The following is an 18,663-nucleotide window of genomic DNA, read 5'->3' as shown; positions in this document are numbered from 1 at the left end:
ACACGTTTAATAAAGAGGTGAATTTTTGACTTCCCCCAGCTACCAATATTTCGGTGTTACGTAGTTTTTGATTGTGTTGTTGTGGCATTTTTATAACAAAATTACAGGGATACACCCTTAAAAAGCAACGTAGTTGGGAAATGTTGGTAGAATAACCGTTTAAAAAAGCAATAGTTTTTTTATTTTTTCTTCCATTCTTTGTTTTGGCAAAAAGTTTTGCTCTAATGTTTGTGCAAAAGGGATTGGGGTGTCTAATCCTCCTTCTCGCATAACAGGTGCATCTAAAAAAGAAAAACAATATTCCCCTATCCAAGCTGCTATTTCTGCTCCTATGCCTCCCGTAATGCAATCTTCGTGGACTATAAGTACTTTTCCTGTTTTTTGTACCGTAGCAAAGACGGATTCTTTGTCCCAAGGTAAGAGAGTTCGCAGATCTACAATATCAGCACTGGCATCGGGAAATTTTTTCATGACTTCTTTTGCCCATACAACACCCATTCCGTATGTTATGATAGATACATCGTTGCCTTCCTGTATCTGGCTTGCTTTTCCTACTTCTATGGTATAATAATCATCGGGAATATCTTGGCTTAGAGACCTATAGAGTGCTTTATGCTCAAAAAATAAATAAGGATTAGGGTCTTCTATGCTTGCATTGAGTAATCCTTTGGCATCGTAAGGGTTAGAAGGGTATACAATTTTGAGACCGGGGGTATGAAAAAACCATGCTTCGTTGCTTTGGCTGTGAAAAGGTCCAGCAGCTACTCCTGCCCCTGTTGGCATTCTGATAACTACATCAGCATTTTGTGTCCATCGCCAATGACTTTTCGCAAGATTGTTCACTATTTGGTTAAATCCTTCTGTCACAAAATCAGCAAATTGCATTTCTACCATTGATTTTTTGCCTTTTATGGAGAGCCCCAAAGCAGTTCCCACGATAGCGGACTCACAGAGAGGAGTATTTCTCACTCTTTCTTTTCCAAACATATCTACAAACCCTTCGGTCACTTTAAAAACCCCTCCGTATTCTGCAATATCCTGTCCCATAAGCACCAAATCAGGAAATCGTTCCATACTTTGGCGGAGAGCATCAGCAATAGCATCTACAAAGCGTTTTGGAGAGGTCTTTGCTGTATTGGGGAAAAAAACTTTTTGGGAAAAGGGGAAATAAACATCTTGTAGTTCTGTCGATGTATCGGCGATGGGGAGAGGTTCTGCAAAAGAGGTTTCTATTGCATCATCAATATCTTTTTTTATTTTCTGAGTTATTTCTTTCTTTTTTGCTTCGGTTAAGACATTGATGGACATAAGGAATGCTTCGTAGTTTTGAATCGGGTCTTTGGTAGCCCAATGCTCCATGAGTTTTTTAGGAACGTATTTAGTGCCGGAAGCTTCCTCATGTCCTCGCATCCGAAAGGTATTTGCTTCTATAAGGAGGGGTCTAGGATTGGTTCGTATATCTTTTGCCCATGTTTTGATAGTATCCAAAACCTCTAAGACATTGTTTCCATCTATACTTATGGCATCTATTCCGTATCCTATTCCTTTATCTACAAAGGACTTAAAACGGAACTGCTCGGCGCTGGGGGTACTTAGTCCGTAGCCGTTGTTTTCAATAACGAAAATTACAGGAAGATTCCACACTGCAGCTACATTGACAGATTCGTGAAAGTCCCCTTCACTCGTGCCACCATCTCCGGTGAATACAACGGTTATTTTTTTTTCTTCTGCCAATTTTGATGCTAAAGCTATGCCATCGGCTACTCCCATCTGCGGACCTAAATGGCTTATCATCCCTACAATGTTATATTCCCGCGTTCCAAAATGGAAAGAACGGTCTCGTCCTTTGGTAAATCCATTCAGGGTCCCTTGAAACTGCGAAAATAATGTCTTATAAGGTATCCCTCTGCCCGTAAAAATACCCAAATTCCTGTGCATCGGCAAGATATACTCGTCTCTCTCAATCCCTAAAACAATCCCTACCGAAATTGCCTCTTGTCCAATCCCTGAAAACCACTTGCTTATTTTATTCTGTCTTAATAATATGAGCATCTTCTCCTCTATCATCCTCGGTTCTAAGAGCTTCTCGTAAATATGCAATAATTCCCCCTCTGTTAATGTATTTCTATTAAATATCATAGTGCTGTGTAATAATATGTGTCTGTTATTGAAAAAATTAATATATGTTTTTTATGATAAATATTGACAATTATTTTTTGAACGTACCAATTATGAACTCACCTTACGCAAAAATTATCTTCAAAAAGTGTATGGTAACATTTTTAAAAAGGAAAGGTATGAAATTTTATTATAATGTTGGTGTGAGGATATTTCTTTTATGTAAGTATTGATTTTTTATTCCTTTGAGGTAGGTTCCAAGTCCATCATTCCCATTGAGAGTTGAGGAGAGAATCTTTGAGGTGGGTATATTTTTTTTCGAATGAGAGGTATTGTTCTTTTTTCATACATTTTGAGCATTTGAGGAGAGAGTTTTCTGCATACATGTTTAACCCTCTCATAAGTGATGCTATGGCGTATCTCTGTATTACTTTGCATTCATGGGGATGAAAGCTATATGCAATAAGGAGTATGTTATATGCGTGTTCCCATTCTTTTTGTTGCATACAAAAATCTGTAGCGGCTATGAGGAGAGTAAGGTCGAAGGGGTTTTCAGATACTTTGTGGATGAGGTTTTTCCAGTCTTTTGCTTCTCTATATGCTTTTATCTCTTTCAGAGTTGCTTTATCATTGGGGAGGATGGGATATGAGCATTCGGAGAGTCCATTTTTTTGAAGGTGGACTTGGTATTGGATTTTTTGTTTTTCTAATCGCATTTCGGGAGGAATCATTTCTTCTGTTATGCTTTCTAAAAGTTGTTCTGCTTCGGGTATTTTTTCTTTTTGGATATATATATGGGTGAGGAAGAGGTTTGCTTTTGCTTGTATAGTTTCATTTTGTATGGTGTATAGGATACTCTGTATAGTTTCTTCGGGTAGTTTTTTCCAATTCCATCTGATATATTGATATTTTTGTTCATCGTTTATGGGGGAGTGGAGGGCAGAGTATATGTATTCTGAGTATGCTTTGAGTTCTTGGTCTTCTGTGAGGTCTATGGTTTGTAAAAGGGTTATTGCTTTTTCGGGATTATTATTTTCCAAATATGCTGTGATGAGTGCTTTGAAAGCGGGGTAATATGGTTCTTCTACAGATTTTTCTAAAAATGCTATTGCTTTTTCGGGGTTGTTTTGTTGTAATGCAAATATTCCCATTATATAGAGGTATTCTGCTCTTGTATTGTGGTTATTTTCTTGGAGTTTATCTAAGAGAGTATATGCTTCTGCTACATTATTATGATAGTATGCGTGGAGAGAGTATATGAGTTCTAATGGTTCTTTGTATTGTTTGTTGGAGGTATCGTTTATATAATTTTTTAGGGGGGGGAGTATGTTTTTTGGGTTTTTTATGGAGGCGAGGGAGGCGTTTATAATCAAATGGAGAGAGTTTTTAGTGAGTGTTTTGTTGGTAAATATTGTATTGATGTGTATATCTTCATCTGTTTTTTTTGCTTTTATGAGAGAGGCGAAATAATTTATGGAGAAATTTTCATATAAAAGAGATGAGTCATATTGGTTAAGTTCTTGAGGGGATGGTATAGTTCCGAGTTGGAAAGCTAAGTATGCTATGTTGGTAAGAGATTGGCTGTAAGTAGATTCGTTTTGGAGAGATTGTTTGAGGTATTGGAGAGATGAGTCGGCTATGTCTGTTTTGAGATACAAGTATCCCATGTTATTTTGTAGAAAGGGGTCGTTGGGGTAGTTCTTACATGCTTCTTGGAGTATGAAAATTCCTTCCAAGAATCTGCCTTTTTGATTGTATTGGTTTGCGGTGTTGATGAATGCTTGTGGAGATGGATTTTTTTGGGTGGAGAGTTCTGCATAGTAGAGGGCTTCTTTTTCTTTTTGTGAGTGCAAGAGGTATGCTAATTGGTAGTTTGATTTTTGATTTGCATATCCCATAAAGTTTCCTTGTTTATAAGAGTGTATTGCGGCGGGGATATTTTTTTTCAGTACCAAAAGGTCTCCTATTTGATTACAATACCCTGCGATTGCCTGCGAGTAGCTGATTTTTTCGGTATAAAAGAAAAAGGCACAGATGATAACGATTCCTCCTAACCTATAGCTCATATACGGCATATTGCTTTCTTTGAATACAATTTTATATACTTGTTGGTTTTGCATCAGAGGTGTGAGGTAGTTTGCAATAACATAGAGGATAAATATAAATCCAAATCCGATATGCCCGAAGACAATAGAGTCATCTATAGTTTCTAATACGGGGTCGTTGTTTTGAACCATCTGCCAAATAATAGTAGAAAATGTAATCATTCCTAAAGTGAGATAGAGTATTGCCACAAATGGATAAAACGGGCTTATTGCACCATATCTTTCCTCCCTGTCCTTCAATCCCCAAAGTCCTAAAATAGCAGAAAATATGAGTATCATAATGGGGCTTACAGAAATAATTTCTACTTTGATTATTCGGGTGTTGTATGTGTATATAAGCAACAGCATAAGCATGTAGAGAAGGCTCAGTGATAGAAAGTGTTTGGTATTATTGCTGGGTATATAGGACCTTCCTCCTTTGGTGCTTACATACAGTATCCAATAAATAATTTCATGCCCCACCAAAAGACAGAATAAGACCGTGATGAGTAGAGCACTGATGTATGTATTTTGGCAAAGGGTAAAGAGTGGGTAGTTGGTTTCTCCAAAAAAAATGGATAAGAATATCAGCATCAAAAAGATACCATAAAAAGAACTGACCCGTATAAAAAAAGGAATGAACGGTGACTTGGTATAAAAATAATAACTCAGCGAGCAAATACAGACGATTAAAACTATGAATGGATATTGATTGGAAAAACCAAAAAACTTGATTTGATGTATCTGGAGGGTAGCGAGAAGAAATATGCTTATCCCTACAAAAAAAATATACCAAAAACGCGGAAGTACCGTACCTACTGAAAAAAGAATGCTATAAAGAAAAAAGAGCAGGAATACATAGATATATCCGTAAACAATATGTATTTTCATAAAATCTCCCGAAAAATATTGTTGCACGAGGGCTATTTCAGCGGGAACTTCTAAGGATACAAAACCTATAGGTATAGTATCTATTGCGATGGGTATAGTTTTTGTGTCTGTTTCCGTCAGCCAATCAATGGAAAAACTGTCTTGGAGAGGTATAAAAACAGCGGTTATGATAACTAACAATAAAAATGGATAGAATACAAACAGAAAGTGTTTTTTATAAAAAGTATCCCACGAGTTCCAAAAGAAGACCGTATTATTTTTGTTAAAAAAGTTCATAGAGTGAATAATATTAATGTTTTATTTGTTTTTATATTGTTTCTTGAAGTATGGTTGAAGTAAATGTTTTTCAGCAATCCAATGGAGCTCTATTAATGAGGTTCTTTTATAATTATACAATCTTACTGTTTCCCTCACAAACTTGTTGCATACATTTTTTTTCTGTTTAAAAAGCAATTTGAAGCATGATGAACATAAATACTTTTCTCAAAACTAAAAAATATACTTATAGTATTCATTTTTTTATCAATATCTTTTTTTATATTTTGCATATATGCTCTTTTTTTGGTATTATTGCATTTTGCTGTGCAAATAAAAAATATTTCTGTTCTGTTTTTTGGCTCCATTCAAAAAAGAGAATGATTGAGTAAAAAGAGAGCCGCATCCTCTTAAAATAAATATCCTTTGGCTGTGGTTCATAATTCCATTATATATATCACATTAAAAACCTTCATTATGAAATACAGATTCTATAACAGTTATTTTCCAAGTGCCAAGTACTTTTTTATACTCTTTATATTCCATTCTTGTTTACATCTCATAAGTATATTGGTAGGAGAAATACCATCTGTACAAACTATTACCAAGCTACACCTCATACCTGCGCTTCTATTATATGTAGTAGCAACAACGGATAGCGTGTTAGGAAGTATATCGGTTCCTTTTTCAAAAAAAAGAATCTTTATAGGTGCTTTGATAGCGAGTTTTATGGGAGATGCCCTTTTAATAGGAGATGGGGAAATATATTTTCTTTTAGGATTGGGGAGTTTTTTGATAACACATATTTTATATACTCTTGTTTTTTTCCAAATCCGAATAAAAGATCAGAATGTAAGCAGAAAAAGTATATTTTTTATAGCATTAGTGTTTGGGGTTGCTCTTCTTTTTTTAGTAACGGGGCTTCAGAATTTTGGACCGCTCCTCATACCCGTTGCTCTCTATACTTTTTGCATATCATGTATGGTTTCTTCTGCTATTCTCTTAGAAAAAAGCACTCCTTCGGGCAGTTATATATTCCTTTGCATGGGCTCTCTCTTATTTTTTATATCAGATTTTTTATTAGCCCTCAATAAGTTTTCAATATTTCCGGTTCCTTATAGTGGCTTTTTCGTAATGCTCACTTATATAGCAGCACAATGGTTTTTAGTAAAAGGTTTTTTACAGCATTACAAATAATTTTAACAAGCAACTATATATACACGAGTGGAAATAGTAAATTTTATAGATATCTATCAAGAAAATAGTGTCGTTCAATCTTTAGCCGTAGAACTCAAAAAAAACACATCACACAGTATACAAATACGAGGGCTCAAAGGATCCTTAGATGCCATCATCCCTCTTGCGGTTCAGAAAATAGACAAAGCACCTATTGTATGTATATTGGCAAATAATGAGGAAGCTCTGTATTTTTTATCGGATATAGAACATATACTCTCTCATACAAAAAAAGTATTCTTCTTTCCTTCCTCTTATAGAACGGCTTATACTCCCGATGAAATAGAGAATATAAACATATTACAAAGAACAGAGGTTATGAGTAATATCCTGCATCTCCCTGATCCTGATACGGTCATAATTACCTATTCCGCAGCTCTCACAGAGAAGATTATAACCCAACAATCCCTTCAAGCCAGCACCCTAACACTTCGAGTGGGGCAGGAAATACCCCGTGGAACTATTATAGATTTTCTGCAACACTATAATTTCAATAAAATAGAGTTTGTGTATGAAGCAGGGCAGTATTCTATCAGAGGTGGAATTATAGATATCCATTCTTTTTCGGAAAATCTGCCTTATAGAATCGAATTTGCAGGTAATATGATAGAAAGTATTCGTTTTTTCGATACAGAAAGCCAGTATTCTGAAGGATCTTTGAAAGAAGCAAACATAGTTCCTCATCTTCACAAGAGTATTGTTGCTCCTAAAAAACAATCTTTTTTAGAATTTATCCCCAAAAATACAAGGATTTGGATAAAAAACACACAACTCCTTTTAGATACGATAGACAAGAGTTTTCAAGAAACCTTACATATCTATACAGAAAAAAAAGAAAAAGACCCACAGAACGCACTTATTACCCATCCCGAAGAATTTTTAGAAAAGAGAGATGTCTTTGAAACACTACTCTCTCGTTTTTTTTGTATAGAGTTTGGGGATACCTTCTCTCTTAAAAATGCTCTTGTGTTTCAATACGAATCACAACAACAAGATTCTTTTCAAAAAAATTTTGACATCATTACCGAAAACCTACAACATTGGAAACAAAAGGGTTATAAGACCTTTATTGCCAGCGACTCTCCAAATCAATTGCAAAGATTAGAAAAAATCTTTGCAGAAAAATCACCCACATTACAAACAGATCCTCTCTGCATCTCCCTCAAAAGTGGATTCATAGATACTCTCAGCAAAGTCCTTTGCTATACAGACCATCAACTTTTTGAAAGATACCATGCCTATACAGTAAAGCATAAAAAATATGCTTCCAAAAGTGCTATCACTCTCAAAGAAATAAAAACCCTGCAAATAGGAGATTTTGTAGTCCATTCTGACAATGGAATAGGAAGATTTGCAGGTTTAGAAACCATGCAAGTCGGTGGAAATACCCAAGAAGTTATTCGACTCATTTACAAAGATAGTGACGTGCTGTATGTGAGCGTCCAATCCCTTTATAAGATCTCTAAATACTCGGGAAAAGATGGAATTGCTCCCCAAATGAACAAATTGGGAACACCCGAATGGGAAGCAAAAAAAAGTAGAATTAAAAAAAGAATAGCAGAAATTGCAAAAGACTTGATAGAGCTCTATGCAAAACGAAAAGCATCGCCAGGGTTCGCATTCCCTCCCGATAGCTACTTACAAGAAGAGTTAGAAACCTCTTTTTTATACCAAGATACTCCCGACCAAGCATCTGCTACAGCAGATGTAAAAAAAGATATGGAAAAATCGTATCCCATGGACCGACTTATCTGCGGAGACGTAGGGTTTGGAAAAACAGAAATTGCTATAAGAGCCGCTTTCAAAGCAGTATGCGCCGGACAACAGGTGGCAATACTCGTTCCTACTACCATTTTGGCTATGCAACACCATAAAACCTTTACCGAAAGATTAGAAAAATTTCCCGTAACCATAGATTATATCAATAGATTCCGAAGCAAAAAAGATGTAAAAGACATTATTGAAAAAACAAAAGAAGGAAAAGTAGATATCCTCATCGGAACGCATCGTATTATCAATAAAGACATAGAGTTTAAGCAATTAGGACTGCTGGTAATAGACGAAGAACAAAAATTTGGAGTGACAGTAAAAGAAAAACTCAAAGAGAGAAAAGTAAATGTCCATACGCTTACCCTAACAGCCACGCCCATTCCCCGAACTCTGCATTTTTCCCTCATGGGAGCAAGGGATTTAAGCATTATAAACACTCCTCCTCCCAATAGACAGCCCATAACCACAGAATTTCACCCATATAATGAAAAAATAATCCGAGACGCTATCAGATACGAGTTAGGAAGGCACGGGCAGGTATTTTTTGTACATAATAGAATAGAGCAACTGCCTATTTTGGCAAACACCATTCAAAGATTAGCACCCGATGCTGCCATTGCCGTTGCTCACGGGCAGATGAAAGAAGACTCTTTAGAGGAACTCATATATCAATTTATTGAAGGGGAAAAAGATATTCTCGTCTCTACCAATATTATTGAAAATGGAATAGACATTCCTAATGCAAATACCATTATTATCAACCAAGCACACATGTTTGGGCTTTCTGACCTTCATCAAATGCGAGGACGAGTGGGCAGGTCCAATAAAAAAGCATTCTGTTATCTGCTTTCCCCTCCCGTAGATTCTCTTTCTGCCGAATCAAAAAAACGACTGAGAGCAATAGAAGAATTTACAGAACTCGGAGATGGATTTAAAATAGCAATGCGAGATCTGGACATCAGAGGGGCGGGCAATATATTGGGAGGAGAACAAAGCGGATTCATATCTGATATAGGTTTTGATACATATCATAAACTCTTAGACGAGACAATCCAAGAATTAAAAAACAATCAATTCGCCCATCTCTTTCAAAGTGAAAAAAAAGAAATGCCTACATCAACAGGAGAGTGTGCAATAGAAACCGATTGGGAAAATTTTATCCCCGAAACCTATATTTCTAATGCCACAGAAAGATTTCAAACCTATGCTCTCCTCAGTAATATCAAAAATCCCACAGAACTGCAAACTTTTCTCGCGGGGCTAAAAGATAGATTTGGAAATCTACCACATCAAGTAACATCCCTTGCCAAAACCCTCTCCATTAAATGGAAAGGGCAACAATTAGGAGTAGAAAAAATAATCATAAAGAACGCTACTCTCTATTGTTATTTCAATAATACAGCAGAAAACATACCACCGTCTGCACTGGCTCTGTTTGGAAAAATAATTGATTTTGTAAAAAAGAACCCACAGAAGGCACAACTAAAAAATGTAAAGCAATATACCATTCTATCCATCAATAATATAAAAGATGGGAACCTTGCTCTACAATCATTGGAAGCTTTAGAACGGCTTTGAAAAGAGTTATAAATGTAAAAAGGATCTCTTTTTGTATTTGTTTCTTCCTCAAAAAAACCTATTTTAAGAAATGGTCTCATAACCCAACATCACCCCTGAACAGATGAAAATAAAGCATCTACAAATCTTGTAGAATCAAATATCTCTAAATCTGTCATTTGCTCACCTACTCCAATATATTTTATAGGGATATGGAACTGGTCTGAAATACCAATAATAACCCCTCCTTTTGCAGAACCATCTAATTTAGTAATAGCAATGGAATTGACATCTACTGCCTGCATAAATTCTTGTGTTTGAGAAAAAGCATTTTGCCCCGTAGAGCCGTCCAACACTAATAACACTTCATGAGGAGCATCAGGCAAAAACTTCTGCATCACTTTTTTTATTTTGGAAAGCTCATTCATAAGATTTATTTTATTCTGTAACCTTCCCGCAGTATCAATAATAGCAACATCAGCTTTCATTTCTACAGCTTTCTTCACAGTTTCAAAAGCAACAGAAGACGGCGGAGTATTCATACCTTGCTCCACCACAGGAACTCCTATTCTTTCTCCCCATATCTTCAACTGTTCTACTGCGGCAGCTCGGAAAGTATCCCCAGCTCCTAACAATACAGAATATCCTTTTTGCTTATATTGATACGCTAATTTCCCTATGGTGGTTGTCTTCCCCACTCCATTCACACCCACCACCATAATGATATACGGCTTTTTATCATTAGGAATAGAAAAACCCGATGCCACAAAGCTTTCGGCACCCTCAAAAAAAATCATTATCTCTTCTTTGATAAACGAAAACAACTGCTCCTCATTCATATATGTATCTTTTGCGGCTCGCTGTTCTATCTTTTTTATAATTTTTTCGGTAGTATTCATCCCTACATCACTCGTTAAAAGCACTTCTTCTAACATCTCCAAAAAAATAGCATCTATAACCGTTTTGCCAAATACTATTTTCTTTATTTTTGATACAATATTCTCCTTTGAAAAAAAACGAAACATATCTTTTTTATGATAAACTACAATACAATACTTCTCTTACTGTATAAAAATTCATACAGATAAAATTCTATTCCAAAAATAAGAGATGCGATAAATAAATGCAAAGGTTGAGCAAAACTCGGTAATTCAAAATAATTTAAAACCATTCCAATAAAAATTTCTAACATAATGAATATAAAAAGGTATATACATACATACCATACAACACCTCTCCTTCTGCTTTTCACTCCCCAATAAATGAGAAATAAATGAGCGATTAAAACTACCCATGAGAAAGACCTATGAATGAAAAAGATATTTCCTAAATGAGCAATGATATAACTTTTAGAAATATTCTCATCTTCCAATACAAATGAATCTACAGATTCTCGCACCAATACTCCCATACAAAACTGTATAAAAAAAAGAACCATACATACAATAATTCCTACTTTCATCTTTGTGGGTTTTCTTTCTGTTGCATTCGAAAAAGAAGGTTTTGTATCCGTTTTGATATATGCTTTTATGAGAAAAAATAATATAACCAGAGCCAGTAAAAGATGAATAGAAACTATATGAGGGATAAGATTAGTAGAGACAACAATAGAACCCAAGAAACCCTCTACCAATACTAAAACAAAAGCTACTAAAGAACAATAAAACACGGAAGGAATATCTTTTTTTATTTTATAAGAAAAAATAAATGTTATAAAAATACAAAAACCTATCAATACTCCTACAATTCTATTTACATATTCTATAAGGGCTTTGGTATAATCAAACCTGTGTTTTTGTAGTATGAGACGGTCATTTGTTATCTTATCTGCTATTTTACTCATCCCCATACATTCTAAATAATGGGCAATTCTCTTGTTTTTTTCTATGCGATGTGTCTGAAAAATATCTGCATAATTCTGTGGCAATAAAGAAGTATCACGAGGGGGAAACCATTTTCCATAGCATTTGGGCCAATCGGGGCAGCCCATCCCCGAACCTGTTCCGCGAACCACTGCCCCTATCAATATAAGTATATAAAGAAGAGATATGGTGAAAAGACAAAATTTTTTATATCTGCTTAATACTGAGAGTGTCGTCATAAAATTATATCTATTGTGTAAGTGAAATTATAAAGGTGTCAAAAGTAACTTTTCCGTGTGTGCAAAGTTTAAATTTTTTAAAAAATTGAACATATATCAAAAATAACCAAATAAATATTATGTTATTATTTTATTTTTTTAATAGTCTCAATGCTACTAAGAGCATACATTTTTAATAAGAAATTATCAAACATACTATAATATTTTGAAATATTTCATAATAGCTGGAGAAAGATCGGGAGATATGCATGGGGGGGCTTTAATACAATCTTTAAAAGAAAAAGAAAGCACATCTATAATCTATTGTTGGGGCGGGGAATCTATGCAGGAAGCGGGAGGTATTTTATTACAGCATTACAAAGAAATATCTTTTATGGGGATATGGGAAGTAATAAAACATCTCTCATTTATAAAAAAAATAGAAAAGAAATGCCAAGAGCAGATATTAGAATATAATCCCGATGTGCTTATTTATATTGATTTTCCAGGATTTAACCTACGAATAGCAGCTTTTGCAAAGAAGCATCTTTTTACTAATATATATTACATATCACCAAAAGTATGGGCTTGGAATAGAAAAAGAGTATTTACCATAAAAAAATATATAGACCGTTTATATTGTATATTCCCTTTTGAGAAAGAGTTTTATGCCTTCTATAACTACCCCGTAGAATATGTAGGAAATCCTACGAAACAATTCATCAATCAATATGTTGTAGATACCCATTTTTTGGAAAAACATGTTACCGTTCCTTCTATAGTAGCCGTCTTACCAGGAAGTAGAAAAGACGAAATTAGGAATATTTTGCCGCAAATCCGCATACTCGCAAAACATTTTCCGCAATATTATTTTATAGTAGCAGGCGTTGATAATGTTCCGACAGAATTATATAATTGTATCAAAGATATTTCTAATATCTCTTTGGAATATGGAAAAACGTACGAGATTTTGAAAAAGGCACGAGCGGCAATTGTTACATCGGGAACAGCCACCTTAGAGACCGCTCTCCTTAATGTTCCTCAAATGGTGGTATATAAAACCAGTTTTCTTACCTATATGATTATCAGTATTGCTATAAAAATTCCTTTTATTTCTTTGGTAAATATTATAGCAAATAAGGAAATAGTAAAAGAGTTTATTCAACGAAAATTTTCGTTTGTTTATTTAGCAAAAGAATTAGTAATGTTAATGGAATCAGAAGGCTATAGATACAAAATCCAACAAGGATATAAACAAATAGAGGAAACTTTGGGAGAATTCAATACCTCCGATTTACTTTCAGAAAAGATAATACAATTTGTAAAAGAGAAACAAAATGGAAAATAAAGAGACACCTTTAATGAAGCAACATACAGATATTAAAAAAAAATATCCGGGTGCTTTATTACTTTTTAGAGTCGGAGATTTCTATGAAACATTTGGAGAAGATGCTATAAAAGCAAGCGAATTATTAGAGATAGTCCTGACCAAGAGAGCAAATGGAGTAGGAACTTACATAGAGTTAGCAGGTTTCCCATATCATTCTTTAGATAATTATCTCCCAAAGTTAATCCGAGCAGGGCATAGAGTAGCAATATGCGACCAATTAGAAGATCCCCGTTTTGTAAAAGGAATTGTGAAAAGAGGGGTAACCGAATTAGTAACCCCCGGACTGTCTTTTCATGAAAACCTATTGGACAAAAAAAGTAATAATTTTTTGGCTTCTCTTTTTTTTGAAAAAGACATGGTGGGCATATCTCTTTTAGATGTTTCTACGGGCGAATTTTTAGTTTCAGAGGGTTCTCTTCTGCAAATACAAAAAATAATGAATGGATTTTCTCCATCAGAAATTCTCTTTGCCAAGCATCAAAAAGAATATATAAAAAAAAATATCCCCGATACCATCCCCCGATTTGGTTTAGATGACTGGGTCTTTAAAATAGATTACGCCTATCAAAACCTTACAGAGCAAATGAAAACTTCTACCCTCAAAGGATTTGGAATAGAACAGTTAAAACTCGGTATAATAGCCGCTGGCTCTATTATTCAATATCTCAAAGATACAGAACATAAAAATTTGCAACATATTTATTCCATCAGACGCATAGAAGAACAAAAATATGTATGGTTAGACCCCTTTACTATCCGAAACTTAGAATTGATATACCCATACCAACAAGATGGAACTTCTCTTTTACAGGTCATGGATAGAACCCTTACTCCTATGGGATCACGCCTCTTAAAAAAATGGATAATACTGCCACTGAAAGAAAAAAATAAAATAGAAGAACGCTTAGACACAGTAGATAATTTTATTCAACAGACAGATGCATTAGAACAGATAAGAAACTTCCTCAAAAATATAGGTGATATAGAACGACTTATATCCAAAGTAGCCATGCGGAGAATAAACCCCCGAGAATTATTGTACCTCAAAAAAGCAATGATGCAAATCGCACCCCTTAAAAAATTGCTTCTGAATATCCATTCCCAAAAAATACAAACCTTTGGAGATACCATGAACCCCTGCGAACTCTTTATACAAAAAATAGAAACATCTTTGAAAGAAGAAGCAGGAATTATAATATCACAAGGAAACATCATAAAAGACAACGTGCATACAGAACTCGACAAACTCCGTAAAATATCCCAAAGCGGTAAAGAATATCTGACCAAAATGCAACAACAGGAAAGTACCAAAACAGGAATCCCTTCTCTCAAAATATCTTTTAATAAAGTATTTGGTTACTACCTAGAAGTCACAAATGTGCATAAAGACAAAGTTCCAACCGAATGGATAAGAAAACAAACTCTTACCAACGCCGAAAGATACATAACCCCCGAACTCAAAGAATACGAGGAAAAAATAATAACCGCAGAAGAAAAAATTATATCCATAGAGCAAGAACTCTACCAACAGCTCATAGAATTTTGTGCAGAATATGTAGAACCTATACAACAAAATGCCCATATCATCGCAGAATTAGATTGCCTGGCATGCTTTGCGGTAATAGCAAAAACAGAAAGATACCATAAACCATTTATTGCTGATGATACAATCATAAAAATACAGCAAGGACGCCATCCCGTTATTGAAAGTCAACTCCCAATAGGTGAAAAATATATCCCAAACGACCTATACTTAGACGACTCTGCCCAACAAATTCTCATAATAACAGGACCTAATATGTCCGGAAAATCAGCATTCCTAAGGCAAACAGCACTCATTGTTCTCATGGCACAAATGGGATCTTATATTCCTGCGGAAGCCGCACATATAGGAATAATTGATAAACTCTTTACACGAGTAGGTGCCTCCGATAACCTGTCCCGAGGAGAATCTACTTTTATGGTAGAAATGACAGAAACAGCTAATATTCTCAATAATATATCAGAAAGATCTCTTATCTTGATGGATGAAATAGGAAGAGGCACCAGCACCTACGACGGCATATCCATCGCATGGGCTATTGTAGAATATCTTCATAATCACTTGCCTTTTCATCCAAAAACCCTCTTCGCTACTCATTACCACGAACTTAATCAATTGGAACACGATAACCCACGTATCAAAAATTTTCATATCTCCATAAAAGAAATAGACAAGAGAATCATCTTTTTGAGAAAATTAGTAGAGGGTGGAAGCCAGCACAGCTTTGGAATACACGTAGCAAAAATGGCAGGTATACCACAAGAAATAATCACTCGCTCCTATGAAATTATGCACAGCTTCGAAACAGAAAATATCCGCGAAAAAGAAATAAAAAAAATAAAAGATATACCCAAAAAAAATACTCAAATGCTCCTCTTCGAAGAAGACCCTCTCTGGGAAAAAATAAAACAACAACTTACCAAAATTGACATCAATACCCTCTCCCCAGTAGAAGCTCTTCTCAAACTCAACGAACTTATACTTATCTTGAAAAAAGAAAGATAAACCTCTATCCCCTCAACTATTCTTATACATCAAAAATACCACCTACAACATAAAAATCACAACAAGAACCACAAACCCCATTATTTCTTTAAAAGAACCTCTATATCCTCTATCAACCGTGTGACTTCTGCCGAATTCGTACCATCATAAAAACCCCTTATATGACGTTCCCTATCTATAAGTAAAAAAAGACCACTATGAACCAATTCTCCCGCCCCATTAGTATCTTCTTCTACCACCGTTAAATACTTCTCTGCTATATCATATATATCTTCTTTTTCTCCCCTCACAAAATGCCACTTTTCCCCATCTACCCCTATGCTATTCGCATATTCTTTTAAAATAGAAATATTATCATGAACAGGATCTATACTATGAGAAAGAAATAAAACCGTAGTATCTTCTAAAAACGCATTATACACTCGCAACATCTCATTCTTCATTACAGGACATATAGTACCACAAGAAGTAAAGAAAAAATCTGCTACATATATTTTATTCTGAAATAAAGATTCCTCTACCCATATACTATCCTGATTCATAAAACGAAAATTTGGTATCTGATAATATTGAACTACCTCCTTCCCATCTTTCTCCAAATAACTATGATTGCCTAAATATGGTAACTCCTCCTTTTTAGAGGAACACGAAACCACACAAACCAATACAAAAATAAGCACTCTCTTTTTCATTTTTATTTTCATTAATAACTAAAGATGGTTTTTAAAAACTTTTTTTATTTTAAAATCTAAAAATACAAGACCCCATTTTATATTTTTCAAATTGTTTAGGTAATAAAACCATAAAAAATAATTTAAACTAGAAAAAACTGAAATACTTTTATGTTTTTTATGATATTATTTATATACTATTGTAGTGAAACTATACAATTATTCTAATAAAACGAGTGTTTTATTGAATTATGTTCAAATCAAATTCTTTTTGAAATAATAAGATGGAAAGTACTCATTTTTATGATTATAATCCATTGATTATCAAGCGAGAAGAGTAGGTAAATAGTTACAACAAAGGTGTATTTTATAACAAATTTCAAAAAATATTTCTATCTATTTTTACCTAAATACTCTCATTTGTTTGTTTTTTTTGAGTATTCTTTCTTTTTTCATTATTCTATCAAGATTAAAAATGGTAATATACCATTTTAATGAAAGATAGTTTTTTTTAGATATATTTGAAGTTTTCCTTTCATTATTTGTAAGTACGTTTTCTTTTTTATGAAAAATGAAAAGAAAATACTTTTAATAAAACCTCACATATACATTCACACAATAACAAAGAACAATAAACATGGCAAATATAGTAGTAATAGTGGGGAGACCAAATGTAGGCAAGTCCACTTTTTTCAATAGATTAGTAGAAAAACAAAAAGCGATAATGGACGATGAACCTGGCGTCACCAGAGACCGTAATTATGGATATGCAGAATGGATTGGTAAAAATTTTACCGTGGTAGATACGGGTGGTTATATAGCCGATTCAGTGGATATTTTTCAAATGTCTATTAGAAAGCAAGTTTTAGATGCATTGGAAGAAGCAACGGTAATACTATTTTTAGTAGATTGTGGGGATGGTATTACAGAATACGATAAAGATATAGCAAGAGTACTGCGAACCATAAAAAAACCAGTATTTTTAGTAGCAAATAAAGCAGATAATCCTCAACGTGTCTTTGTTGCAAATGAATTCTACGCACTTGGAATAAGTGATACCATTTTTCCCATTGCTTCCGCAAGTGGATATGGAACAGGAGAATTACTTGATGCAGTGGTTTTGCATCTGCAAGATGAAGATGCATCTGCACCAGGAAAAGAAATTCCCCGAATAGCTATTTTAGGAAAACCAAATGTAGGAAAATCTTCTTTTACCAATGCTCTTCTGGGAAAAGAAAGAGTTATAGTAACCGATATAGCAGGAACTACCAGAGATTCTATAGATTCTCACTATACTTTGTTTCAAAAAAACTTTATACTCACCGATACAGCCGGTATGAGAAGGAAAAGTAAGGTGAAAAATAACGACGTAGAGTTTTTTTCTGTCCTCCGTTCCATTCAAGCACTGCAAGATAGCGATGTTTGTATCGTAATGGTTGATGCGCAAAGCGGATTAGAAGCACAAGATGTAAGTATTATCCATCTTGCCGCAAAATATAAAAAAGGAATACTCATAATGGTAAATAAATGGGATTTAATATTGAAAGACCAAAAAACAGCAGACGCGATGAGAAAAACTTTTCAAGAAAAATTAGGAACTATGGACTATATTCCCATTATATTTGCCTCCGTTTTACAAAAACAAAGAATACTACAGACAATCGAACTTGCTATTTCTGTGCATGAAAATAGAATAAAACATATCAATACCTCCCAACTAAACGAGGTAATGGGAAAAGAAATAGAACATTACCCACCCCCATCTATCAAAGGGAAACATATAAAAATAAAATACATAACACAACTCCCTACAAAAACACCATCTTTCGCTTTTTTCTGTAATCATCCGCAATATATCAAAGAATCCTATCAAAGATTCTTATCAAATAAAATAAGAGAGAAATTTGACTTCACAGGGTCACCTATTACTATTTTTTTTAGACAAAAATAATCAACAGATATATAAGCATTAATCCCACAAACAATAAAAAAAGGGACAGAAAAGTTCTTTTTACAAAAATATTGAGTTTTAAAATTATTGGTAATCAAATTTTACAAAATTA

Annotated in this window: 10 protein-coding genes; 5 read left to right on the top strand and 5 right to left on the bottom strand. The window is 34.4% G+C overall.

From position 1 onward, the window contains the following. Positions 1-159 precede the first annotated feature (159 nt). Positions 160-2,139: a dehydrogenase E1 component subunit alpha/beta gene (locus tag QM536_03660; protein ID MDI9356107.1), complete on the bottom strand. Its 1,980-nt coding sequence runs from the start codon at positions 2,137-2,139 to the stop codon at positions 160-162. A 245-nt stretch (positions 2,140-2,384) separates the two neighbouring features. Beyond that, positions 2,385-5,369: a tetratricopeptide repeat protein gene (locus QM536_03655; protein MDI9356106.1), complete on the bottom strand. Its 2,985-nt coding sequence runs from the start codon at positions 5,367-5,369 to the stop codon at positions 2,385-2,387. Between the two features lie 456 nt (positions 5,370-5,825). On the opposite strand from QM536_03655, the gene QM536_03650 reads away from it, so the two are divergent. Then, a complete protein-coding gene (locus tag QM536_03650; protein MDI9356105.1) occupies positions 5,826-6,545 on the top strand; it encodes a lysoplasmalogenase in 720 nt (239 codons plus the stop codon). 27 nt (positions 6,546-6,572) lie between these two features. After that, complete coding sequence (gene mfd / locus QM536_03645; GenBank protein ID MDI9356104.1) at positions 6,573-9,932, top strand: transcription-repair coupling factor; 3,360 nt, start codon at positions 6,573-6,575, stop codon at positions 9,930-9,932. A gap of 89 nt (positions 9,933-10,021) precedes the next feature. Here mfd and ftsY read toward each other — a convergent pair whose 3' ends face one another. After that, positions 10,022-10,936 (bottom strand): signal recognition particle-docking protein FtsY, encoded by a 915-nt coding sequence (gene ftsY, locus QM536_03640; protein MDI9356103.1) that lies wholly within the window; start codon positions 10,934-10,936, stop codon positions 10,022-10,024. A gap of 17 nt (positions 10,937-10,953) precedes the next feature. Continuing rightward, complete coding sequence (locus QM536_03635) at positions 10,954-12,012, bottom strand: COX15/CtaA family protein (GenBank protein ID MDI9356102.1); 1,059 nt, start codon at positions 12,010-12,012, stop codon at positions 10,954-10,956. A 205-nt stretch (positions 12,013-12,217) separates the two neighbouring features. On the opposite strand from QM536_03635, the gene lpxB reads away from it, so the two are divergent. Then, positions 12,218-13,339, top strand: a complete 1,122-nt coding sequence (lpxB, locus tag QM536_03630) for a lipid-A-disaccharide synthase (GenBank protein ID MDI9356101.1) — start codon at positions 12,218-12,220, stop codon at positions 13,337-13,339. Continuing rightward, positions 13,329-15,929 carry a DNA mismatch repair protein MutS gene (gene mutS / locus QM536_03625; protein ID MDI9356100.1) on the top strand — a complete coding sequence of 867 codons (2,601 nt, stop codon included), beginning with the start codon at positions 13,329-13,331 and terminating at the stop codon, positions 15,927-15,929. The genes lpxB and mutS overlap by 11 nt, the downstream gene beginning before the upstream one ends. An 80-nt stretch (positions 15,930-16,009) precedes the next feature. Here the strand turns inward: mutS and QM536_03620 are convergent, their stop codons facing one another. Then, on the bottom strand, positions 16,010-16,621 hold the full coding sequence (locus QM536_03620) for an SCO family protein (GenBank protein MDI9356099.1): 612 nt from the start codon (positions 16,619-16,621) through the stop codon (positions 16,010-16,012). Between the two features lie 616 nt (positions 16,622-17,237). Here QM536_03620 and der point away from each other — a divergent pair. Beyond that, positions 17,238-18,551: a ribosome biogenesis GTPase Der gene (gene der / locus QM536_03615; GenBank protein MDI9356098.1), complete on the top strand. Its 1,314-nt coding sequence runs from the start codon at positions 17,238-17,240 to the stop codon at positions 18,549-18,551. Positions 18,552-18,663: the final 112 nt, after the last annotated feature.

The sequence above is a fragment of the Chitinophagaceae bacterium genome (assembly GCA_030053935.1).
Classification (GTDB): Bacteria; Bacteroidota; Bacteroidia; order Cytophagales; family JASGCU01; genus JASGCU01.
This window is presented reverse-complemented; position numbering and strand designations above follow the sequence as displayed.